This is a genomic window from Pseudomonas sp. D3-27, from assembly GCF_051132165.1.
GTDB lineage: Bacteria > Pseudomonadota > Gammaproteobacteria > Pseudomonadales > Pseudomonadaceae > Aquipseudomonas.
On record NZ_CP071667.1, the window covers coordinates 5,131,775 to 5,154,504 of the forward strand.

Sequence of the window (22,730 nt, forward strand, 5' to 3'; positions counted from 1 at the left end):
AGCCATCCTGACCAACTAACGTTTTCCCATCACTGGCTACTTTATACCCACCACCAACCCAAGCTTTCCCCATTACATCTTGCTCTCGTGTACCAGAGCCAATGCCGAAATTACCTTTCCCTTTCGTAGCTTCAGTGAGTTAGAAGAAAGAGGATATATTTATTTAGCACCCCTTTAATAAATCTGCCCCCTTTCCCTAAATCTGCCCCTTTTTGCTCTTAATGAACCTGCAGCTTCATCCGCAACGCCTGTTGCTTTTGCACCAACTAACTCATACTGTAGTACTGATAAATATCCGCATCGGGCCAAAACTCGTCATATGCAGTCAATACACTTCGCAGAGCCTCACTACGAGGATCTTGTGAAGGGTTCATCTTTGAAATCACAAATTCCTTAATTTCGGGCCATTGAAGCTCTCGCATGCAAAATGCCACAGCCTCGAATGGCGAGTTATTAGAAACTAATATCAGTTTAAATCTATCTACAAAATCATCTTTATATCCTGGGTTACTTTTCACAAACTCTAGAATATTCAACAAAGACATTTCATAGGAAATCTCTAACTCTTCACCAAAAGCAGCCATAGCCACATCGCAAAGCATGTCAAATTGCTTAACTACGTCACTCATTTCGGCACCCATGCACCTGTTCTCGGGTTGCTCGGGTTTGGAACCCAGACTTTTTCTATGTATTTACCAGCCACATCAAACCCTTTTTGAGAGAATGCATTTTCTGCTGCGGCCTGAGCAGCGTGGCCAGAGGGCTCATAGTGCCCAGAGGTATTATCAATATATTTAACTTTCCCGCTCAAAATCTTCACCTCTCCCGCCGCAATAACGGGCTTGCCATTTGCAAGGTCAATATGGCCACCACCCACATCGTTAAATTTTCGCCCGATTACTAACTGGCCATCCTCAAGAACAACATAGTTATATTTTCCTGCACCTTGGGCCAATTTTGTATCTGAGATAAGAGTTGGAACACCTGTTGGGTGATCAGGGAATTGATTTGGAAAACTTGGCGCTGCTTGAACTTTTACAGAACCTGCTGTCGCTTTTGCCCCTACACTACCATTGACACGTCCAGAGGAGCCGATCTTTGGCACCCCAAGACTCGCCGCATTCATGGCGCCGACCACAATGTTGCCAATGCCATTCCACGTATCACCATCATAGACCTGGCCCGCGCCGTGCCCCGCCTGAAGCACGCCATTCGCTGCAGCGGCTACCCGAATCGTAGTGCCAAGATTTCCGGTCAGGAAATACAGAGCGGGTGACCCCACGTCACTCATCGCCTGCATTTCACGATTGATGCGCAGGTAACCCTCAGCATCGCGGTACAGCATTTCGCTAGCGCTCTGATCTCTGGACCAAAAGATGTTGGCCACCGACACGCCGTCCTGAGCTCTCAGGCCGTCGGCATAGGCAATTCGCTCCTTGGTAGTACCGCCTGCATACGGATAGTCCCGATAAGGAACCGGTCCGTTTTCAAGCAGATTGTCGATGCTGGTGCGAGCAGCCTCCTCACCGTATTTGAGGCTTTGCTCGTAGCCGTAGACCTGAAGATAAGCGCCCAGCTCTGTTTTTTCTGCCGGAGAAAGCGACGCGGGATCGGTATGAAAACGCTCCAACAACGCATCACTACGTTGATCCGAGCCTTGGAGCACCAGCATTTTTTTGGCGGCGTCTAGGCTCTTGGTTTTTTCATACTCCTTGAGAGCTCTTTCTCGCTCTGCTTGGGAGTGGTTTCCGAGGAAGTTGTAACGCGTGCCGTTTTCCGCCACTTGCGCCGCAACGTTGAGATCTCCGTTAGAGGCCGCGGCGCCTAGAACGCCGACAACTTTCGAAAGTGCGACCAGATTTTCTTGGGCCCGAGTGTATTCAGGCGTACCGGGCTCCAGATGCGAGGGCAGAAGCGTATCCCCCAGCAAGCCGATCAGAACCTCGTTTGCCCCGCCCGCTATTGCACCTGTACGGAAGTCTCCTCCCATGACTTCGGCCATCAATCCGCCCAGGGCCGAATGAAGCACGATCGCTTCCAAGCTGCCTCCGGCCAAGCCTAAGTCGCCGATTTTTCCGGCGCCATACGCCCCACCGATGCTTGCCGCCGTTCCAGCCAACGAAGTTGCTAAGTTGTCCTGGAAACTGCCTCCATACACAGCTGTTTTAATCGTGGCATCCGCTGCCACTTTCATAGCGACTGTCTTTACGCTCTCGGCATTGAAGCCAACTGTGCTTGCGTCATAACCAAGCCCTTGCGTAACCCCAGCAGTAGCTATAGAGACGGCATACCCTTTCAAGCTGTCCCTGGAAGTAACGTCCTTGGCAATCGCGCCGAGGTTCCCTCGGTTGTCGATGGTGCTGACCGTCGCCTTGGTCGCGACGCTGATTGCTCCGGCCTGAACCATGGTATTCATGGTGGCCATCATCGGCCCCATTACGGCGGCCAGGGCGATGGCGATAATCAACTGCGAAGCCGGCCCCAAGCCCGACGTGTTGTATTTGAAGGATTCATGTATTTCCTTCACCTGCCGCCAATCGACATCACCGCGTCGCTCGGCTTCTTTGATCCAGGCCAACTGCGGATCGGCTTTGACCATCGCATCGATGGTCTGGCTGACCGTTTGCTGATCGACATGCTTAATATCGATCTTCAGGCCTTCGACCGCCTTGATGGTGATGTTGCCCGCTGCCGTCATCTGAGTCTGGCGCAAGGTTTCGTCGGTGTTGCCCTTGCCCTTGGCGGAGTTCCAGAACGCGTTGTTATTGGTCTTGGTATGACTTTCGTCGTGCAGGTCTTTCACACCCTCAAAGACGATGGCGCCGCCGCTTTCCAGTATCAGGTCCTTTCCGCTTTGAAGTTGGGCCACTTGGTAGCGCTGGTCATCGCCGCTCTTAAGTATCAGGTCACCTCCGGAGCGGATCTGGCTGCCGACATGGGTGATTTGTGTCACCTCGTCGCGCCGCATCTTCAAGCTGCCCCAACCGCCCTTCTTCTTCATGTCATACAACGAATAATCCCGATTCTGCCCAGCCAGCAGATTCAGTTGGTTACCCGCCACCAAGTAAGCCTCATTACCCGCCGCGATCTTGCTCGCGACCATCAACAGGTCATTACGCGCCGAAACCCTTACATCACCACCAGCCTCAAGCGTGGTCGCCTGTTGCTGGACATGGTCCTCCTCCTTGTTGATCTTCTTGCCGCTGCGCTTGTAGCGGTATTCGCTGGATTCTTCGTTCGCCGCCGCGATCAGGGCGACGTCGTTGCCGCTCAGGTTGATGTCGCCTTTGGCTTGGAGATGGCTGGCGACGACGGTCAGGTTGTTGCCGGCGGTGACGTTGAGGTCGCCGCCCGCCTTGACTTCGCTGGCATGCTGGACCGTCTGGCTCTGTTCCCAGAAGTGGCGCTTGTCCTGGCGCATCGAGCCGTTTTCTTCGCGAGCGGCGGAGATGACGACGTCTCGGCCGGCGCTCAAGTCGGCATCGTTGCCCGCCGTGATCGCGCCCCCCACGTTCAGCAGGTCGCGCCCCGCGCGCACGGTAAGGTTGTTGCCGGCCTCGATGCGTGCCGCGTTGTCGACCACGGAGGTTTTCGAGCTGAAGCCCTTGCCGCTGTTCTCGATGACGCTGACGGTCCGCTCATTGCGGATGTCGCCGGTCAGGCTCGACAGCTCGACGTCCTTGCCCTTGAGGATGCCGCCTTGCATGTTGACCAGGTCTTTGCCCGCGACCAGCTTGAGCCGCTCGCCCGCCTCCGCCAGGCGGGTGTTGACCAGATTGTTCCCGGCCGCCGCCGAAAGGTTTTCGCTGGCACGCAGCGTCCCGGCGTTCCTCAGGTCGGTGCCTGCGATGAGTGTGAGGTTCTTGCCTTGGATCAGCGCGCCATCGGCCGCCAGCCGGTTGTTGGCCTGGGCCATGTAGAGCACCGGCACCAATACGTGCTCGCCGTTGACGACCTGGTCTTCCATCCAGACGATGTCATGGGTCAGCGCGGCGACTTGCTGCGAAGTCAGGGTCACGCCAACGGCCAGGTTCAGTTGCTCCTTGCTGGCGATGGCGTTGTTCATCAGGTACTTGAACATGCCCTCATCGCTGGTTTGCCCATCGATGAAGCGCTGCCCGGTACGGGCGAGCACGGCCTGTTGGATCAGGCGTTGTTCGTACAAGCCATCGCCCAGGCGCTTCCAACTGGTGTCCGTGTCATAGCCCAGATTACCGAGCAGGTAGTCCGAGCTCATGAACTGCTTGAGGTCCGTCAGTTCACGATTGGTTTCAACCATGTACTTGTGACCTGTAACGGCCCAGCTTGCGTTCGACCCCTGGACGTTGGCCTGGCTTTGGTCATGGCTGTTTTGCGCCGCCGCCGTGCTGTCGACGACATGGAAGAGGCCATTCTCGCCCGTCGGCAGGGCGAACCCGGGCATGGTGGTCGGGTTGACCTGCTGTTGGGCCAGGTCAGGCGGCAGTTGCGAGTTGAGTACCACGACAGCAGGCCGTGCCGTATTGACGACGCCGGTGGCCGTGGACTTGCTCGCGCCAGCCAACGGCGCCTGGAATTGCACAATGCTGCTGTTTTCCAGTTGTTGCGTCGCTTGGATGCTGATGTTGCCGCCCGATTGAACCACTGCCGGCGCCAGCGATTGTCCTGGCGTCACGGTCGTGATGTCACTCACCTGACGGAAATTGTTCAACGCATCGACAGGCACTTGTTTCGGGTTGGCCTGGGCGTTGTAGGGGAAGATGAATCGTGCGCGGAAACGCTCGTCCGTCCCATCGGTGACCCTGCCGGTATTCCAGGTACGCGTCCTGATGCTCGTGCCGGAAGTAGCGCCGACGTTGGCGAAGTTGTCTGCGATGATCAGCAGGTCGCCCGCCGAAGCCATGACGCTGTGTTGGTTGGTCACCGTGGAGCCGTCGACGGTCAGCTTCGCCCCGCTCATCAGCGTGGCGCCGGCCGAGTCTTCGAGCACGACGCTCTGGAAGGTTTCCTTGGCCACATAGTCGACGTTGTGGTGATCACCGCCGCAGTCGTAGCAGGTCACGCTGATGGCGCCCGACACCAACTCATCGGTGGTGGAAAAGACGTCCTTGCGGTTGACCAGCACCTGGCTGCGCAGCGACATGTCCTTGACCGATTCGAGGGTGCCGGAAATGTTTTCCAGCAGCGTGCTGCGAGCGACGCCATCCTGCGCGGTGACAGTCAATGCGCCGAGGCTATACACGTCCGCGCGCACGTTGGTGAAGCTGTTGAAGCGCAGCGCCATGTCCGCGCCACTGAATATCAATCCGCGGTCGTTACGGGCCTCGTTGGCCACCAGCTCGACGGCGTCGGCGCCACCCAGCGTCCCCGTATTGACCAGGCGCGTGGCGGACAGGGAGAACTTGCCGCCGCCCGTGATCCGTCCGGCATTGTTCAATGCCCCGAGACTGGTGACGGTGGTGACGCCACCTCCGGCCAGGCGCGAGCCGCTGGAAAGGTCGATGCTGGCGGCACGCAAATCGAATTGATCAACCCCACTGAGGCGGCTGTTTTCGGTGCCTGTGTAGGCCGCTGTCAACTGCAGGTCAAAATCATCGTCGCTGCTGATCGTGCCCGCATTGTTCCAGGCGTCGCCGGTTGCCTTCAGGCTTTTGACCGCGAGCAATTTGCCGGTGCTGGTCTGATTGAGCTGGCCTACGTTCAACTGCAGGACATCGGCTTGGATATCCGAACTGTTGTCCCAACGCGCCGCGTCGACCGTCAAGGTGCCGGAGGTGGTCAGGCTGCCGCCGACGTTGGCGAACCTGGCGAGGTCCACATCCAGGATGCCCGTGCCGACGTGACGAATATTGCCACTGGCGTTTTTGAAGTCGGCCATTTTCAAGGACAGGTTCTCGGTGGCCGCTTCGATGACGCCGCGTTGGTTATCCAGCAATCGGTCAACCGTCAATGTCGCAGTCCCTCGCTGCCCCACGGAGCGCAGTTTGCCGTCCTGGTTATCGAGCGACAGCGCCCGTATCAACAGGCCATTCGCGCCTTCTACCAGGCCGCCCTGGTTGCCCAGCGCACCGGTAAGCGTGAAATCAATCGTGTCCGCCGCCATTTTGCCGCTGGCGTTGTCCGCGTCTTTGGCGCGGACCGTCAGCGCCTGCTGGGCGAGTACGGAGCCACCGCGGTTCGCGAAGGTGGTGGTGGCGATTTCTGCGGTTCCGGAGAGGGCCGACACTTGCCCGCCGTTGTTGAGCAGCGCCTGTTTCGCATCGAGGCTGACGGATTGCGCCTGAAGCAACCCGGCATCGTTGTTGGTCAGCGATTGGCCGTTATCCAGCACCGTGTCCAGGGTGGCTTTCAGCCAACCGCCAACACTGGCAAGCACACCGCCACGGTTATCGAGGCTGCTCGCCTCGACCTCCACGTTCCCGGCCTGGGTGATGGCGCTGCCGTCTCGGTTGACGAAATCGCCGGAAATATCAACCGTCAGGTCACCCTGGCTGAGCAGGCTGCCGTTGGCGTTATCGAGATCACCACCGATGATCGTCAGCCCCTGTTCGGCGCTGATGATCGCTTTGCCGTTGTTGAGCAGTTGCTCGTAAGCGGTCAGGCTCATGGCCTTGACCGAGGCGATGTAACCCTCGTCACTGTTGGTGATGCTGTCTGCGGTGAGGGTCAGTTTTGCCTGGCTCACCAGTTTGCCACCCTGCTGGTTGAAGCCTTTCAACGTCGCAACCGTGTCACCCTGGCTGGTGATTTGTCCCCCGCTGTTTTCAACGCTGCCGCCCTTTAGGGTCAGCGCGGCGTCGGTCGCAATCTTGCCGCTGCTGTTATCCAGGACGTCTGTTTCGAGCTGGAGAAGATCGTTGCTGCTGATGACCCCTGCGCTGTTCTTCAGCGTACCGGTTACCAAGGTCTGCTCGCCGTTGCTGGCGATGGTCCCTTTATCGCGGTTATCCAGCGTCCCGCTGGCCCGCGCTTGCAATTTATTCTGACTGACCAGCGTACCGGCGCGGTTGTCTAGGTCCTTGCTATCAATGCTCAATGTTTTTCCGGCAGAAAGCGTGCCGCCGCGATTGTCGAGGGTCTGCGTGGTCGTGGCTTTCAAGTCACGACTGGCGATGACGCTCTGTCCGCGACTGTCGATATTTGCGGCGGTCAGCACCACGTCGCCTACCTGGTTGCGAGTGTTGTCGACGTTGACGCCCGCCTCGATGATGCCCAGGTTGTTGAGCTGCCCATCGGTCGTCAGCGTGACATTGTCCCGCGCGGCGATCGCTTGCCGGTTGGTAAGGGTGCCTCGGGTCGTCGCCTGGACCTGATTGCCGGCATAAATCGTTTCCCGGGCATCCAGGCTCTGGGCGTTGATATCAACCACGCCCGACGCCGTGGTCTGCGCCAGACTCAAATGCCCATTCGCATCAAGCTGGATATCCCCGCCACTGGCAACCATCTTGCCGTCCAGCTTCACCCCGACACCCGCTTCGGTGCCCACCAGCTTGATCGCGCCGGCGTACATGCCGCCCAACGCCGAGGAGTCGATCGCCAGTTCGGGTTTGGCGCTGCCATCGTCCGCACGGGCCGTGGCGCTGAGGGTCTCGGCGTTGACGTCGTTGCGCCCGGCAACGATGGTCAGACTCTTCGCCTGGATCTCGGCGTTGATCTTGGCGCTGCGGGTGATGATTTCGAAACGGTCGACGTTGTTCGCGTTCAGGCCCGCGCCTTCAATGGCGACGCTGCCCTGATCCACTTGATAGCGGCTCAACTGGCCGTTTTCGATGATCGGCTTGCCCGTGGTCAGGGTCGCTTTTGGCGTATTGATGAAGCCGCAGCCGTTACAGGTGATGCCATACGGGTTCGCGACGATGACGTGGGCCGACTGTCCCGCCACTTCGGTGTAGCCGCGCAACTGGCTGGGGTTGCCGCCGTTGACCTCGTTGAGAATGACTTTGGCCGCCGTGCCCTTGAGGTTCGGGTTGCCGAGGATGATCCCGCCCAGTTGCGTGGGTTGGGCGGGGTTGGTGGCGTTGTTGAGGATCACGCCATTGCTGCCGACGTTGTAGTCGATGAATTTGTTGTGGGACAGGCCGCTGCCGTTGGGCTTGGCGATGTTGACGATGGGCACGCCGTTGCCCGCCTTGCCGAGACTGGTGCCCGGCGCGCTGACGACGATGCCGTCGGCCTGGGCCCACAGCGGTTGCCAGAACATAACGTTGGCCAACAGGAACGCCAGGCCGCGCTTGGGCATGCCCCAGAACGCATCACGGGTTTTCAGGGCAGCAGAAGGCTGGCGGGCCAGGAAGGCGTATTGGCGGTCGTCCATGATCGGGTCTCGTTGCAGCGAATTAAATGGATACGTCGAGGCGGAAGTAGATCGGCGCTTCGCGCTCGGTCAGGGCATCGGGACGTTCCAGGGAATGGGCGAAAGTGATGCTGGCGCTGAGGTTCTCACCGCGGGCGAACAACTCCAGGGAATTGCTCGACATACGTCCGTGCTGATCGCCGTTGTAGCGATCCCCGCGAATGACGCCCTGGTCGTAACCGAGGCTGGTGCCGTATTCGGCGAATACCGGACGCAGCCATTGCAGCGTCACCGGACGGCTCCAGCGCAGGTCATTGCGCCAGTAGCCGCCGCTGTCGCCGGCCAGCGTCTGGTCCTTGTAGCCGCGAATCGAAGACAACCCGCCGAGGCTCATGCGCTGCGGGCTGAACAACGCGTCTTCGCTGCGCTGGCCAGTCATCAGGCTGCTGACGCTGAAGGATTCGCCCCACATCTGGAAGGCTTGCAGGTAGCTGAGGGTGGCGGTGTATTTGCGATAGCGTGCATCCGGCGCGCCAGGCCCAGGGTCGTGGTCGCCTTGCGCATCGAGGGCACCGATGCCGTTTTGCATGCCCAGGTCGAGGTTGACGAAGGCATTGCCGATCCGTCGTCCATGGTTGATGCCGAACTGCGCCGCGCTGATGCGATTGCTGCTCACATCGAGCTTGCTGTCTTCGATGAAGTTGTTGGTGCGCAGGTATGAGAGGCCCGTGTTCAGGGAGGTCTTGCTCACCGCGTCACGGTGCACCACCCGCTCCAGGCGCACCTGATGGTTCTGGCTGTCGCCGCTTTGCTTGAAGTTGAAGCCGTTGGCCTGGCCCAGCGCGCGGTACTCGCTTTCGCTGTAGGTGTAGCTCAGGTTCCACCAGCCAAAGGGCAGGTTGTAATAGAGCATGGCGTTGCGCGAAGTCTTCTGACGATCGCTGATGGCATCGTGGCCACCGCGCAAGGCCAGCTGATCGGCCAGGCCCAAGGGACTGTCCCAGTCCAGGGAGGCTCCCCACTGCTGCTCGCCCGTGCTCTTCTGCCCGTCGTTATGCCGTGACAGGCCGGCGCGCCAGGGTTTCTGCGCGGTGTTCTTGACCAGCACTTCACTGCCGCCGATGTTCTGCCCTGGCGCCAACTCCATCTCCACACGGTTGGATGGCAAACGGTTCAGTTGGTCGACCATTTGCTCGATGTCCCGCAGATTGAGCAGATCGCCCGGCTTGCCGGGAAAGCTCATCGCCAGCTCCCGCTCGGAGAGCCCGCTGTCCTCGGCGCCCTTCAGGCCCTCAAGTCGCCCCTCGACCACCAGCACTTGCAGGTGACCGCTGGACAAGTCCTGTTGGGGCAAATAGGCACGGCTCGTGACCAGGCCCTTTTCCAGGTACGCATCGGTAATGGTCTTGAGCAACTCGTTAAGCTGCGGCACACCCAGGCATTGGTTGATGTAGGGGGCAAGCAAGCGTTGGCGCTCGCGCTCGGACAAGGCGTCGGCGCCCTTGAGCTCGATGGTCTTGATGGGAAAACAACGGGTGTCGGCAGGTTTTGTCGGCTGGACCGGCTTTGCTTCCTTGCCTGGCAGGTCCTTGAGTTCTTCGAGGCGTCGACGCTGCTCTTCGAGCAAGCGATTCTGACGCTCGCGGATCAGGTCCGTGTCGCCGGGGGTTGGCGCGGCATAAACAGGGGAAAGCGGAGAAAGGCACAGCAACAGCAAAGCCAGGCACAACCTCGCCCAATGGGCGGGTGGAGACATGTTCGATCCCTCGAGCAAGAAGTAGCGTCCAAAAATAGCGGGCGGATACTAAGTAGCCGCCCCGCTGGAGACAACATTGACTTGGCCCGTTGGGGCTGTTCGTTTGTCATTAGACATTTCCCATATCCAGTAACGAAATAACGCGTCTAAAACACAATCTCCTGCGAAACGGGCTGGCACGTAAAAGGCTAAAAGGAAGATGCCCCAACCTTTTTTGACAGCATCACATTTCAACAGGTTAGAATCGCTGGCACGCAGACTGCATGGTCAGTTTGTGCCTGTCCCTTGATTCCCGGAGTACTGCCTTTGACCGCGACGACCATCAACAGCCTGTTCTTGATCGGCGCGTTGCTGGTGGGTGCGAGCATTCTGGTGAGTTCTCTTTCGTCGCGCCTGGGCATCCCGATCCTGGTGATCATCCTCGCCGTGGGCATGCTTGCCGGCGTCGACGGCGCCGGTATTCTTTTCGATAACTACGCCACGGCGTATCTGGTGGGCAACCTCGCGTTGGCGGTGATCCTGCTGGACGGTGGGTTGCGCACGCGGGTCTCGAGCTTTCGCGTGGCACTGTGGCCGGCGTTGTCGCTGGCCACTGTGGGCGTGTTGATCACCACCGGGCTGACCGGCATGGCCGCGGCGTGGTTGTTCAACCTGAACCTGATCCAAGGCTTGCTGATCGGCGCGATTGTTGGCTCTACCGACGCCGCTGCGGTGTTCTCGTTGCTCGGTGGCAAAGGCCTGAACGAGCGGGTCAGCGCCACCCTGGAAATCGAGTCCGGCAGCAACGACCCCATGGCGGTGTTCCTCACCGTGACCCTGATCGGCATGCTTGCCAGCGGTGAGACCGGGCTGCACTGGAGCCTGCTCGGGCATCTGGTGCGCGAGTTCGGCATCGGCGCGGTGATCGGCCTGGGCGGCGGATGGTTGATGCTGCAGCTGGTCAACCGCATCAACCTGGCCAACGGCCTCTACCCGATCCTGGTCATCAGCGGCGGCCTCGCGGTGTTCGCCCTGACCAACGCCCTGCACGGCAGCGGCTTCCTGGCGGTGTACTTGTGCGGCCTCGTGCTGGGTAATCGCCCGGTGCGCAGCCGCCACGGCATCCTGCACATGCTCGACGGCATGGCCTGGCTCGCCCAGATCGGCATGTTCCTCGTGCTGGGGCTATTGGTCACGCCCCATGACCTGTTGCCCATCGCCTTACCCGCCATGGGCCTGGCGTTGTGGATGATCCTGATCGCGCGCCCGCTGTCGGTCATGGTCGGGCTGTTGCCGTTCAAGGCGTTTCATGGTCGCGAAAAGGCTTTCATTTCCTGGGTCGGCCTGCGGGGCGCCGTACCGATCATCCTAGCGGTGTTCCCGCTGATGGCCGGCCTGCCTCACGCGCAGCTCTATTTCAACCTCGCGTTCTTTATCGTGCTGGTGTCACTGCTGGTACAAGGCACCAGCCTGCCCTGGGTCGCCAAGCTGCTGCACGTGACCGTCCCGCCAGAACCGCTGCCCATTTCCCGGGCGGCGCTGGAAGTACATGTGACGAGCGAGTGGGAACTGTTTATCTACCGCCTCGGTGCGGAAAAGTGGTGCATCGGTTCGCCTCTACGGGACTTGAAAATGCCCGACGGAACGCGCATCGCGGCCCTGTTTCGGGGGCAGCAATTGCTCCATCCGTCGGGTAGTACGGTGCTGGAAGTGGACGATTTGCTCTGCGTGATCGGCCATGAACATGATTTGCCAGCCCTTGGAAAACTGTTCAGCCAGGCACCGCAACGGGGCCTGGATTTGCGCTTCTTCGGCGACTTCGTACTCGAAGGAGACGCCCAGCTGGCCGCGGTTGCCACGCTGTATGGGTTGAAGCTGGACGGCATCGATTCGGACATGACCCTGGGCCGTTTCATTGCCCAGAAAGTCGGCGGTGCACCCGTGGTTGGCGACCAGGTGGATTGGAACAACACCCTGTGGACCGTCGCGGCCATGGACGGGAACAAGATTGGCAAAGTGGGCGTCAGATTCCCCGAAGGAAGTCGCCCGGGTCCCGGCTTGTTCCTCTAAACTGCTCCCACTCTCATTTGCTTGACCGGTCTCTATGCCTACCCTGCGCTCCTTATTCGCCATCGCCCTGCTCGGCCTGGGTCTTTCCATCTGCACGGTCCAGGCCGCTGAGCCGCCGACCAGCACCTCGGTCCAGGCCAGCCTGGACAAGATCGCCGACCGCAAGCTCCCGGAAGCCGACCAGAAAGCCTTGCAGGCCGTGTTGCAAAACACCCTGACCCAGTTGACCAACAAGGCCGACTACGAACAGAAACTGCTCGCCCTCAAGCAGCAACTGGCCAACGCGCCCAAACAGAACATCGAGAACCAGCGCGAACTGGCGCGGCTCAAGGGCACCAATGTGGTGCCGGTGGCGCAACGCTACGCCAACCTGCCGATTCCCCAGCTAGAGCAAATGCTGACGGAACGCTCTACCCAGCAGAGCGATCTGCAAAAGGCCCTGGCCGACGCCAACAGCCTGGTCATCACCGCCCAGACCCGCCCCGAGCGCGCCCAGGCGGAAATCTCCGCCAGCCAGACCCGAATCCAGCAGATCAACGCCATCCTTAAGGCCGGACGGGATGCGGGCAAGGCGCTGAGCGCCGAGCAGCGCGACCAGCTCAATGCGGAACTGGCGGCCCTCAACGCGCTGATTCCTCTGCGCCGCCAGGAGCTGGCCGGCAACAGCCAACTTCAAGACCTGGGCAATAGCCAGCACGATCTGCTTTCGGAAAAGATCGACCGCATGGAGCGGGAAATCCAGGACCTGCAGAACCTGATCAACCAGAAACGCCTGGCCCAGTCCCAGGAAACGGTGACGCAGCAATCCATCGAAGCGCAGAAAGCCGGCGGCAGCAGCCTGCTGGCGACCGAAAGCACGGCCAACCTCAAGCTTTCCGATTATCTGCTCAAGAGCACCGACCGCCTCAACGAGGTCACCCAGCAGAACCTGCAGACCAAGCAACTGCTGGACAGTGTCACCCAGACCGATGCCGCCCTGGACGAGCAGATCAGCGTGCTCAAGGGCAGCCTGCTGCTCTCCAAGATTCTTTACAAGCAGCGCCAGACCTTGCCGCGCCTGAAGCTGGACCAGAACCTGGCCGACCAGATCGCCGACATCCGCCTGTATCAGTTCGAAGTCAGCCAGCAACGTGAATTGCTGAACAATCCCGCAGCCTACGTCGACAACCTGCTGGCGTCCCAGCCCTCCGAGCAGGTCACCCCACAGCTGCGCAAGACCCTGCTTGAACTGGCCCTGACCCGCGTCGACCTGCTGGACCGCCTGAACCGTGAATTGAGCGCGGTGCTCAACGAGTCCATCACGCTGCAGCTCAACCAGAAACAACTGCTCAGCACCGCACAGAATCTGCGGGCCACCCTTGAAGAACAGATGTTCTGGATTCCCAGCAACAAACCGCTGGATTTCGAGTGGATGCGTGGCGTGCCGGCCCGCCTGGAAAAACAAGTCGATTCGCTGCCCTGGGCCTCGAGCCTCAGCGAACTGGCTGACGGCCTGACCCAGCGGCCGCTGCTGTTCCTGCCCCTGGCGCTGTTGATCGGCGCGCTGCTGTGGCGCCGCAAGAATCTCTATGCGCGCCTGAACAAGGTTCACCAGGATGTCGGCCACTTCAAGCGCGACAGCCAGTGGCACACACCCCAGGCGATCCTGATCAACATCCTTTTGGCCATGCCGGTGGCGCTGGCGCTTGCCTTGTGCGGCTACGCCTTGCAGATCGACGCCCGCGGCCAGAACACCAACCTCGGCGCGGCCTTGCTACAGATCGGGCAGGCCTGGCTGGTGTTTTACACCGCCTATCGAATCCTCTCGCCAGGCGGCGTTGCCGAGCTGCATTTCCGCTGGGAAAAACCCCAGGTCGAATTTCTCCAGGGCTGGATCCGTCGGCTCGGGCTGGTGGTATTGGCCTTGGTGGCCGTGGTGGCCGTGGCGGAGTTGCAGCCGTCAGCCCTGGCCGATGACGTACTCGGCATGCCGGTGGTGCTGACCTGCTACGCCTCGATGGCCTGGCTACTCAGCCGGCTGTTGCTCAGCAGTCCGACGCACAAGAACACATCGCTGTTCCGCAAGGCCGTCGGCGTGCTGTTCACCGCATTGCCGATCGCGCTTTTCGTCGCCGTCTGCTTCGGCTACTACTACACCGCGCTGAAACTCAGCGACCGCTTGATCAACACGCTGTACCTACTGATGTTCTGGCTGGTGATCGAGGCCACCTTCGTGCGTGGCCTCTCGGTCGCGGCGCGGCGCCTGGCCTACCAGCGTGCCCTGGCCAAGCGCCAGGCGGCCAAGGAGGTCGGCGACGGCGAAGCGGTGGTCGAGGAACCGACCCTGGACATCGAAAAGGTCAACGAACAGTCCCTGCGCCTGATCCGCCTGGCCCTGCTGGGCGGTTTCATGGCCGCGCTGTACTGGGTCTGGTCGGACCTGATCAGTGTGTTCTCCTACCTGGACAACATCACCCTCTACGAATACACCAGCGGCACCGGCGCCAACATGAGCATGGTGCCCATCAGCATCGGCGACATGCTCGGGGCACTGATCATCATCGGTATCACCTTCGCGTTGGCCCGCAACCTGCCGGGCCTGTTGGAAGTGTTCGTGCTGTCGAAGCTGAACCTGGCCCAGGGCAGCGCGTATGCCACCACGACCTTGCTGTCCTACGTGATCGCCGGCGTCGGCTTCGTCACGACGCTGTCCACCCTGGGTGTGAGCTGGGACAAGCTGCAATGGCTGGTGGCGGCGCTGTCGGTAGGCTTGGGCTTCGGCATGCAAGAGATCTTCGCCAACTTCATCTCCGGCATCATGATCCTGTTCGAGCGCCCGGTGCGCATCGGCGACACCATCACCATCGGTAACCTGTCGGGCACCGTGAGCAAGATCCGCATTCGCGCGACCACCATCACCGATTTCGACCGCAAGGACATCATCGTCCCGAACAAGACGTTCATCACCGGGCAGTTGATCAACTGGTCGTTGACCGACACCGTCACCCGGGTGACCCTGAAATTGGGCGTGGACTACGGCTCGGACCTGGACCGAGTGCGCGAGTTGCTGCTCAAGGCCGCTCGCGATAACCCCCGCGTGCTGAAGGAACCGGAGCCGATCGTGTACTTCCTGAACTTCGGTGAAAGCACCCTGGACCATGAGCTGCGCATGCACGTGCGCGACCTCGGTGATCGAAACCCGGTGCTGGACGAGATCAACCGATTCATCAACCGGGAATTCAAGAAGGAGCACATCAACATCTCCTTCCGGCAGATGGAAATCTACTTGAAGAACCTGCAAGGCCAGGAATACAAGCTCGTGCCTGCCGAGCCTGACAAAAAGACCATCACGCCCGTGCCTTCAACGGTCGCCAGCATCAAGCCGATGCCCGAGCCTCCGCAAGGCACCCTCGACTGACAGCGGGTTGCCTGCGGGCGGCCCGTCGGAGACGGCCATGAAAACGCTGGAAACGCTGACCTTCGATAACCGCTTCGCCCGCCTGGGCGACGGTTTCTCGGCCCATGTGCTGCCCGAGCCCATCGACAACCCGCGGCTGGTGGTTGCCAGCCCGGCGGCCATGGCGCTGCTGGACCTGGAGCCGGCAGAAGCCGAGACACCGCTGTTCGCCGAGATCTTTGGCGGCCACAAGCTGTGGGCCGAAACCGAGCCCCGGGCGATGGTGTACTCAGGGCATCAATTCGGTCACTACAACCCGCAACTGGGCGACGGCCGCGGGTTGCTGCTGGGCGAGGTGTACAACGAGGCCGGCGAGCACTGGGACCTGCACCTCAAGGGCGCCGGCCAGACGCCGTTCTCCCGGATGGGCGACGGGCGCGCGGTGCTGCGCTCTTCGATTCGCGAATTCCTTGCCTCCGAGGCCCTGCACGCCTTGGGCATCCCCACCACCCGCGCGTTGTGCGTGATCGGCTCCGACACCCCGGTGTGGCGCGAAAAGCAGGAGCGCGCCGCCATGGTGCTGCGCCTGGCCCCCAGCCATGTGCGCTTCGGGCACTTCGAATATTTCTACTACACCAAGAAGCCGGAGCTGCATGCCGCCTTGGCCGAGCACGTGCTGAACCTGCATTTTCCGCAATGCCGGGAGCAGCCCGAGCCCTACCTGGCGATGTACCGCGAGATCGTCGAGCGCAACGCCGAACTGATTGCGAAATGGCAGGCCTATGGTTTCTGCCATGGCGTGATGAACACCGACAACATGTCGATCCTGGGCATCACCTTCGATTTCGGGCCGTTCGCCTTCCTTGATGACTTCGACGCCAACTTCATCTGCAACCATTCCGATGACCAGGGCCGTTACTCGTTCAGCAACCAGGTGCCCATCGGCCAGTGGAACCTCAGCGCCCTCGCCCAAGCCCTGACGCCTTTTATCAGCGTCGATGCCCTGCGCGAGACCCTTGGCTTGTACCTTCCCCTGTACCAGGCCCACTACCTGGACCTGATGCGCCGCCGCCTCGGCCTGACCGTCGCCGAAGAAGAGGACCAGAAACTGGTGGAGCGCCTGCTGCAACTGATGCAGAACAGCGGCGTCGACTACAGCCTGTTCTTCCGCCGGCTGGGCGACCAGGCTCCGGAACAAGCCGTCGCCGCCTTGCGCGACGACTTCGTCGATCTCAAGGGTTTCGATGCCTGGGCCGAGCTGTACGTCGCCCGCGTCAACCGCGAGGGCCCGGTCGACCAGGACCAGCGCCGCGTTCGCATGCACGCCGTCAATCCGCTCTACGTGCTGCGCAACTACCTGGCCCAGAAAGCCATCGACGCCGCCGAGTCAGGCGATTACGAAGAAGTCCGCCGCCTGCACAGCGTGCTGAGCAATCCTTTTGAAGAACAATCGTGGATGGGCAGCTACGCCGAGCGGCCGCCGGAATGGGGCAAGCATCTGGAGATCAGTTGCTCGTCGTAACCCTCCCGCCAAACACATAACCCTGTGGCGAGGGAGCTTGCTCCCGCTGGGCTGCGAAGCGGCCCCAGAATGGACTGACGCGCTTTTTCAGACTGACCGCGTCAACCGGTTTTACGACGGCTGCGCCGCCGAGCGGGAGCAAGCTCCCTCGCCACGGGTGAAAGATTGACTGGGCGAAGGTCAACGCAGCCTGCTCATCCCGCCTTATCGTTCCCCTGTTCGGGCGTCTCGATGCCTGATTCTGGCTCTTCCCCAGCCGGCGCTGCCGGTTTTTCCTCCGGATAGCCGGGCATTCCATGCGCGTCTTCCGGGGTCAATTCGTCCCGATCGTGACGACTGTCAACGGCATAGGCCGGGGCGGCGTTGGGGTCTTCGTCGCGGCCAGCGGTGCCCAGGACGAAGCCATCATCGTTGGGGTTGTCCAGTGTCTTGGGGGTGGTTGGGTCTTGAGGGATGCTCATGGGACCTCCTGGTTGTGATCAGGTATGGTTTTGAGGGCGCGGCGCGCCGTCAGTGCGGCGCACCTGATGAATGGCAACCCGAGGCCAATGCACTAAGCCATATCACTGTGGCTGAATTCCTCGGCCAGGAAATCGATCAACGTGCGCACCGACGGTAGCAACCCACGCCGCGACGCAAAGATTGCATGAACAATCCCGCATTTCGGCGTCCAGCCGGGGACCAACTCCACCAGACGCCCGGCGGCGATGTCTTCGCGCACCACCACGGTCGGCAGGTGGGCGACACCAATGCCAGCCAGCACCGCGTGCCGCAGGGCCAGCAGGTCATCGGTGACCATGCGCGGCTCATGTCGGATCAACGCTCGGGTGCCATCCGGCCCGAACAACTCCCACTGATACTCCCGTTGCGCACCGCCCCAATGCACGCTGGGCAGGCCGTTAAGGTCCGCCGGTGAAGCCGGCGAAGACAATCGCTCTACAAATGCAGGGCTGCCCACCAGGCATTGGGTGCTGTTGCTCAGTACCTTCATGACCATGTCGGTGTTTTCCAGCGGCGGAAAGCGCACCCGCAGCGCTATATCGAACCCCTCGTGGATCAGGTCGACTCGGCGGTTGGTGCTCTCGATGAACAACTCCACCCGCGGATATTTGAGCATGTAGCGGGTCAGCATCGGCCCGACCCAGCTGTTGAGCAGCGCCGTCGGGCAACTGATGCGCACCAGGCCCTGGGGCTCGGAGCGGTTGCGCTCGATCACCTCGGCGGCGCTCTCGGCCTCGACACGCATCGCCAGGCAGCGCTGGTAATAGGCCTGGCCGATCTCCGTCAACGTGCAATGCCGGCTGGTGCGATGGAGCAAGCGCACCCCTAGCCGCTCTTCCAACTGAGCGATACGCCGGCTGAGCTTTGACTTGGGTATGTCCAGCGCCCGGCCCGCTGCGGCGAATCCACGGTGCTCAACCACCTGGGTGAAGTAGTACAGCGTGTTGAGGTCTTCGATGATCGTTCTCCAAATAGAACGCTAAGGCTGATTTTTGCAGTCTAGCGCGTCAAAGGTGCCAGTTTTAATCTACACACATCGAAACGCAACACGGATTGAAGCCGGCGCTTCGGCCAGATGAATCCCGAATAAACGCTGTACCGACATTAAAAACCTTAACCACGCCGAACCTTCGGCAACCAAAACTTAATGAGGGCTACGCCATGACCACTTCCTACAACCGTCTCGACAAAGATAACGCCGCCGTTCTGCTGGTGGACCACCAGGCTGGCCTGCTGTCGCTGGTACGCGACATCGACCCGGACCGTTTCAAGAACAACGTGCTGGCCCTGGCGGACCTGGCCAAGTACTTCGAACTGCCGACCATCCTGACCACAAGCTTCGAAACCGGCCCCAACGGCCCGCTGGTACCCGAGCTCAAGGCACTGTTCCCGGACGCGCCGTACATTGCCCGCCCTGGCCAGATCAACGCCTGGGACAACGAAGACTTCGTCAAGGCAATCAAGGCCACCGGCAAGAAGCAACTGATCATCGCCGGCGTAGTGACTGAAGTTTGCGTAGCTTTCCCAGCACTGTCCGCGCTGGCCGAAGGTTTCGATGTGTTCGTGGTCACCGATGCCTCCGGCACGTTCAACGAACTGACCCGCCAATCGGCCTGGGACCGCATGTCCTCCTCGGGTGCGCAATTGATGACCTGGTTCGGCCTGGCCTGTGAACTGCACCGCGACTGGCGCAACGACGTGGAAGGCCTGGCAACCTTGTTCTCCAACCACATCCCGGATTACCGCAACCTGATGACCAGCTACAACACGCTGACCCAGGCCAAATAATCAGCAACACCGATACCCTGTGGGAGCGAGCCTGCTCGCGATAGCGGTCTGCCAGTCCAGGATTCCTGACTGCACACCGTCATCGCGAGCAGGCTCACTCCCACAGGTTTTTGTTGGTTTCTATATAGTGTCCAACCTGAGTAACCAAATTCCAGGAGACGACCCGATGCTCATCCCGTGCCCCCATTGCAACGGGCTCAACCGCATACCCGCCGAACGCCTGGGCGACCAGCCCAAGTGCGGGCGCTGCAAGGCCCAGGTGTTATCGAGCAAACCCTTCGAACTCAAGCAAGGCGACTACGCCAGCCAGATCAAGGGCGACCTGCCGTTATTGATAGATGTCTGGGCGGATTGGTGCGGCCCGTGCAAATCCTTCGCGCCAGTGTTCGAACAGGCCGCCGCGCAGCTGGCCGGCAAGTGCCGGTTGGCCAAGCTCGATAGCGAAGCCAATCAACAATTGTCGGCGCAGTTGGGGATTCGCTCGATACCCAGCCTGATCCTGTTCAAGGACGGCCGAGAAGTAGCACGCCAAAGCGGCGCGTTCCCCTTGCCGCAGTTGATGAGCTGGCTGCGCGGCCAGGGGATTTGAATCAGGCGTTTTCCAGCAACCCATGCAACTCCACGAACTGCTGGGTCAGTTTATGCCGTGGGTCCAGGTGGATCAGTGGCAGGCTCGCCTGGTGAGACTCACGCATGCGCACGGAGCTGCTCAGGTAAACGGGCAGCACCGGCAAGCCTTCGGCGATCAATTCGTCGAGTATCTGCTGGGGCAGGCTGGCGCGGGCCTGGAACTGGTTGACGACAATGCCTTCGATTTCCAGTTCTTCATTGTGATCGTCCTTGAGCTCGGCGATTTCCGACAGCAGGCCATACAGTGCCTGGCGGGAGAAACTGTCACAGTCGAAAGGAATCAATACCCGATCTGCCGCGATCAACGCTGAAACCGCGTAGAAGTTGAGGGCCGGCGGAGTATCCAGATAGATCCGGTCGTAATCCTCGTCCAGCTCTTCGAGCAGCTTGCGTAGCTTGTTGATCTTGTGTTTTGCCTCGAGCTTGGGCTGCAGATCGGTCAGTTCTGCGGTGGCCGTGATGACGTGCAGGTTGTCGAAGGGCGTTTCGTAGATATCGACCCTGTTCTTTTTCGAGAAAGGCCCCGACGACAGGGTCTGCTTGAAGAAATCCGCGATGCCCACGGGAATGTCATCGCCGGTCAAGCCGGTCAGGTATTGAGTGGAGTTGGCCTGGGCATCCAGGTCGACCAATAGCGTGCGATACCCCTCGCTGGCGCTGACCGCCGCCAGATTACAGGCGATGCTGGACTTGCCTACGCCACCTTTCTGATTGAACACCACACGCCGCATGACAAAACCTCCGTGTATCAAAGATTCCCGAGTGTAGTAGCGCAACACACCGCTTCGCTACCTTCCCCATGATCGGATTACGGCGTCGGTGGCTTTTTCAGACAACCGAGCGTCAATTCGCCTGTATATGAAGGAAGCGCCTGACAGACAATCACTTTTTAACCGTCACAATGGCGGTCCCGTGTTGGGTCTGGTTCCTTGATGATTTTGCCTGGACGAAATGTAACCAGTATTTGCTACAAGCCAACCGCACCGGGATAATGCGCGCCACTTGGGTCGCAAGGCCATGCAGGGTTGGACGCGGGTCAAACCACTGAACCGTGACAATAAAAGCCCGCAGGGGTGGGATGAGTCTGTGATCAATTTCAATATCGCCCAATGGCGCGCGTGGGCCCCTGGGCTCGAAAGCGTGGACGATTGGCAGGCATGGAGCCGACAACCGGTCGTGCCGCCCGTCAGCGATGCGGCCCCTGACGTGTCGTTCCTGCCCGCCATGCAACGCCGACGCCTCAGCCGCCTGGCCCGCATGGCCTTCAGTGTCGCCTGGCCGCTGGCCGAGGGGCGACCGGACCTACCGTTGGTCTTTATTTCCCGCCATGGCGAAACCCCGCGCACTTTTGAGATTCTCAAGGACCTGGCCGGGGATCAACCGCTGTCTCCTACCCAGTTCAGCCTGTCGGTGCACAACGCGGTGATTGGCTTGTGGTCGATCATGCGCGGCGAAACCAGCGAGATGACGGCCCTGGCCGCGACGGGCGATGGCCTTGAACACGGCATGCTGGAGGCCGCCGCCTTGCTCGACGAGGGCACGCCAGCGGTGTTGCTGGTCATCACCGAAGAGCAACCGCCCAGCGTCTACGCGCCTTGGGTCGACGACGTACCGTTTCCCTACGCAGTGGGGCTGTTGCTGACCCGTGGCGACGACTGGCAACTGCAATTAGCCAATCCGCCGGCCCCGCTGCCGGTCAGCGACTGGCCCCATGCCCTGGATCTGTTGCGTACGCTGCTGGGCAACCAACTCACCTGCCAACATGCCTGGAAGAATCGTCTATGGACCTGGCAACGCAACCGGTGACCAGTAAACATCGCGACGCCTACTACTGGCGCTTGTTCGCGACCGCCGCAAGCTTCGCTCTCTTCGGGCTGGGTGGGCTGTGCCTGCGGTTGCTGGTGTTTCCGTTGCTCAACGCGCTGCCCGGCGACTCGCAGACCCATCGGCAGCGAGCCCGTAGAACAGTCGGGCGCCTGTTCTGGTTCTTCATTCGATTCATGGCCCGCACCGGTGTGCTCACCTATCAGATCGATGGCGCGGAGAAACTCGGCCGCCCGGGGCAGATGATCATCGCCAACCACCCGTCGCTGATCGACGTGGTGTTCCTGATCGGGCTGGTGCGCGACGCCAACTGCGTGGTCAAGCAAAGCCTGTGGGACAACCCTTTCACCCGTGGCCCACTGCGTTCGACCCAATACATCAGCAACGACGGCAGCATGGACATGCTCGATGCCGCCAGCAACGCCCTGCAGGATGGCCAATGCCTGATTGTTTTTCCCGAAGGCACGCGCACCCAGCCGGGCCAAGCGCCGGCCTTTCATCGAGGCGCCGCCGCCATTGCCCTGCGGGGTGCGAAAATCCTCACACCGGTGACGATCAAGGTCAGCCCCACGACCTTGACCAAGGCCGAGCCCTGGTACCGCATCCCCCTGCGCCGCGTGCACTTCAGTTTTCGCGTCGGTGCCGATATAGACCCACAGGCTTTCGCCGCGCTGGGCCCCGCGCCACAGGCTTCACGCCGGCTTAACGATTATTTGCATCACTATTTCATCAAGGAGCTCGCCGAAGATGAGCGATCTGCACCGTGACATCAAACAACTGATCATCGAGGCCCTCGGCCTGGAGGACATCGGTATCGACGACATCGGCGACGATCAGATCCTGTTCGGCGACGGCCTTGGCCTGGACTCGGTGGATGCCTTGGAGCTTGGCCTGGCGATCCAGAAAAAATATGGCATCAAGATCGACGCCGATGCCAAGGACACCCGTAACCATTTCAGCAACGTGGCAAGCCTTGCGGCCTTCGTCACTGCAAAAAGCGCCTGAGACCGAC

Annotated in this window: 14 protein-coding genes; 8 read left to right on the top strand and 6 right to left on the bottom strand. The window is 60.5% G+C overall.

Annotated features, from left to right (window positions below; all coding sequences use genetic code 11):
* Positions 1-266 precede the first annotated feature (266 nt).
* The 3 genes from J3P92_RS23045 to J3P92_RS23055 are packed head-to-tail and all read right to left on the bottom strand — an operon-like array spanning position 267 to position 10,028.
* Entirely contained in the window at positions 267-629 is a 363-nt protein-coding gene (locus J3P92_RS23045) for a hypothetical protein (protein ID WP_434649180.1), read from the bottom strand.
* The gene (locus J3P92_RS23050) at positions 626-8,293 is read right to left on the bottom strand and encodes a DUF637 domain-containing protein (RefSeq protein ID WP_434649182.1); all 7,668 of its coding nucleotides are present in this window, start codon (positions 8,291-8,293) and stop codon (positions 626-628) included. Before J3P92_RS23050 ends, J3P92_RS23045 begins: the two co-directional genes overlap by 4 nt.
* Before the next feature lie 22 nt (positions 8,294-8,315).
* A complete protein-coding gene (locus J3P92_RS23055) occupies positions 8,316-10,028 on the bottom strand; it encodes a ShlB/FhaC/HecB family hemolysin secretion/activation protein (protein ID WP_434649184.1) in 1,713 nt (570 codons plus the stop codon).
* Positions 10,029-10,334: 306 nt separating this feature from the next.
* Between J3P92_RS23055 and J3P92_RS23060 the strand changes: the two genes are divergently transcribed.
* The 3 genes from J3P92_RS23060 to selO are packed head-to-tail and all read left to right on the top strand — an operon-like array spanning position 10,335 to position 16,975.
* Positions 10,335-12,077, top strand: coding sequence for a potassium/proton antiporter (locus tag J3P92_RS23060; RefSeq protein ID WP_434649186.1), 1,743 nt, complete (start codon positions 10,335-10,337; stop codon positions 12,075-12,077).
* A 34-nt stretch (positions 12,078-12,111) separates the two neighbouring features.
* Entirely contained in the window at positions 12,112-15,474 is a 3,363-nt protein-coding gene (gene mscK, locus J3P92_RS23065) for a mechanosensitive channel MscK (protein ID WP_420767092.1), read from the top strand.
* Positions 15,475-15,511: 37 nt separating this feature from the next.
* The gene (selO, locus tag J3P92_RS23070) at positions 15,512-16,975 is read left to right on the top strand and encodes a protein adenylyltransferase SelO (protein ID WP_434649188.1); all 1,464 of its coding nucleotides are present in this window, start codon (positions 15,512-15,514) and stop codon (positions 16,973-16,975) included.
* 194 nt (positions 16,976-17,169) lie between these two features.
* On the opposite strand, the gene J3P92_RS23075 is transcribed toward selO, so the two are convergent.
* On the bottom strand, positions 17,170-17,436 hold the full coding sequence (locus tag J3P92_RS23075) for a hypothetical protein (protein WP_434649189.1): 267 nt from the start codon (positions 17,434-17,436) through the stop codon (positions 17,170-17,172).
* A 92-nt stretch (positions 17,437-17,528) separates the two neighbouring features.
* Positions 17,529-18,434: a LysR family transcriptional regulator gene (locus tag J3P92_RS23080; RefSeq protein ID WP_434564158.1), complete on the bottom strand. Its 906-nt coding sequence runs from the start codon at positions 18,432-18,434 to the stop codon at positions 17,529-17,531.
* 203 nt (positions 18,435-18,637) lie between these two features.
* Between J3P92_RS23080 and ycaC the strand changes: the two genes are divergently transcribed.
* Both ycaC and trxC read left to right on the top strand, forming a co-directional pair.
* On the top strand, positions 18,638-19,264 hold the full coding sequence (gene ycaC, locus J3P92_RS23085; RefSeq protein ID WP_420767089.1) for an isochorismate family cysteine hydrolase YcaC: 627 nt from the start codon (positions 18,638-18,640) through the stop codon (positions 19,262-19,264).
* 166 nt (positions 19,265-19,430) lie between these two features.
* Complete coding sequence (gene trxC, locus J3P92_RS23090) at positions 19,431-19,853, top strand: thioredoxin TrxC (RefSeq protein WP_420767088.1); 423 nt, start codon at positions 19,431-19,433, stop codon at positions 19,851-19,853.
* Between the two features lies 1 nt (position 19,854).
* On the opposite strand, the gene J3P92_RS23095 is transcribed toward trxC, so the two are convergent.
* A complete protein-coding gene (locus J3P92_RS23095) occupies positions 19,855-20,625 on the bottom strand; it encodes a ParA family protein (RefSeq protein ID WP_434561032.1) in 771 nt (256 codons plus the stop codon).
* 355 nt (positions 20,626-20,980) lie between these two features.
* On the opposite strand from J3P92_RS23095, the gene J3P92_RS23100 reads away from it, so the two are divergent.
* The 3 genes from J3P92_RS23100 to J3P92_RS23110 are packed head-to-tail and all read left to right on the top strand — an operon-like array spanning position 20,981 to position 22,723.
* Entirely contained in the window at positions 20,981-21,700 is a 720-nt protein-coding gene (locus tag J3P92_RS23100) for a beta-ketoacyl synthase chain length factor (RefSeq protein WP_420767086.1), read from the top strand.
* A complete protein-coding gene (locus tag J3P92_RS23105) occupies positions 21,676-22,485 on the top strand; it encodes a lysophospholipid acyltransferase family protein (RefSeq protein WP_434608168.1) in 810 nt (269 codons plus the stop codon). The genes J3P92_RS23100 and J3P92_RS23105 overlap by 25 nt, the downstream gene beginning before the upstream one ends.
* On the top strand, positions 22,466-22,723 hold the full coding sequence (locus J3P92_RS23110) for a phosphopantetheine-binding protein (RefSeq protein ID WP_420767084.1): 258 nt from the start codon (positions 22,466-22,468) through the stop codon (positions 22,721-22,723). Before J3P92_RS23105 ends, J3P92_RS23110 begins: the two co-directional genes overlap by 20 nt.
* Positions 22,724-22,730: the final 7 nt, after the last annotated feature.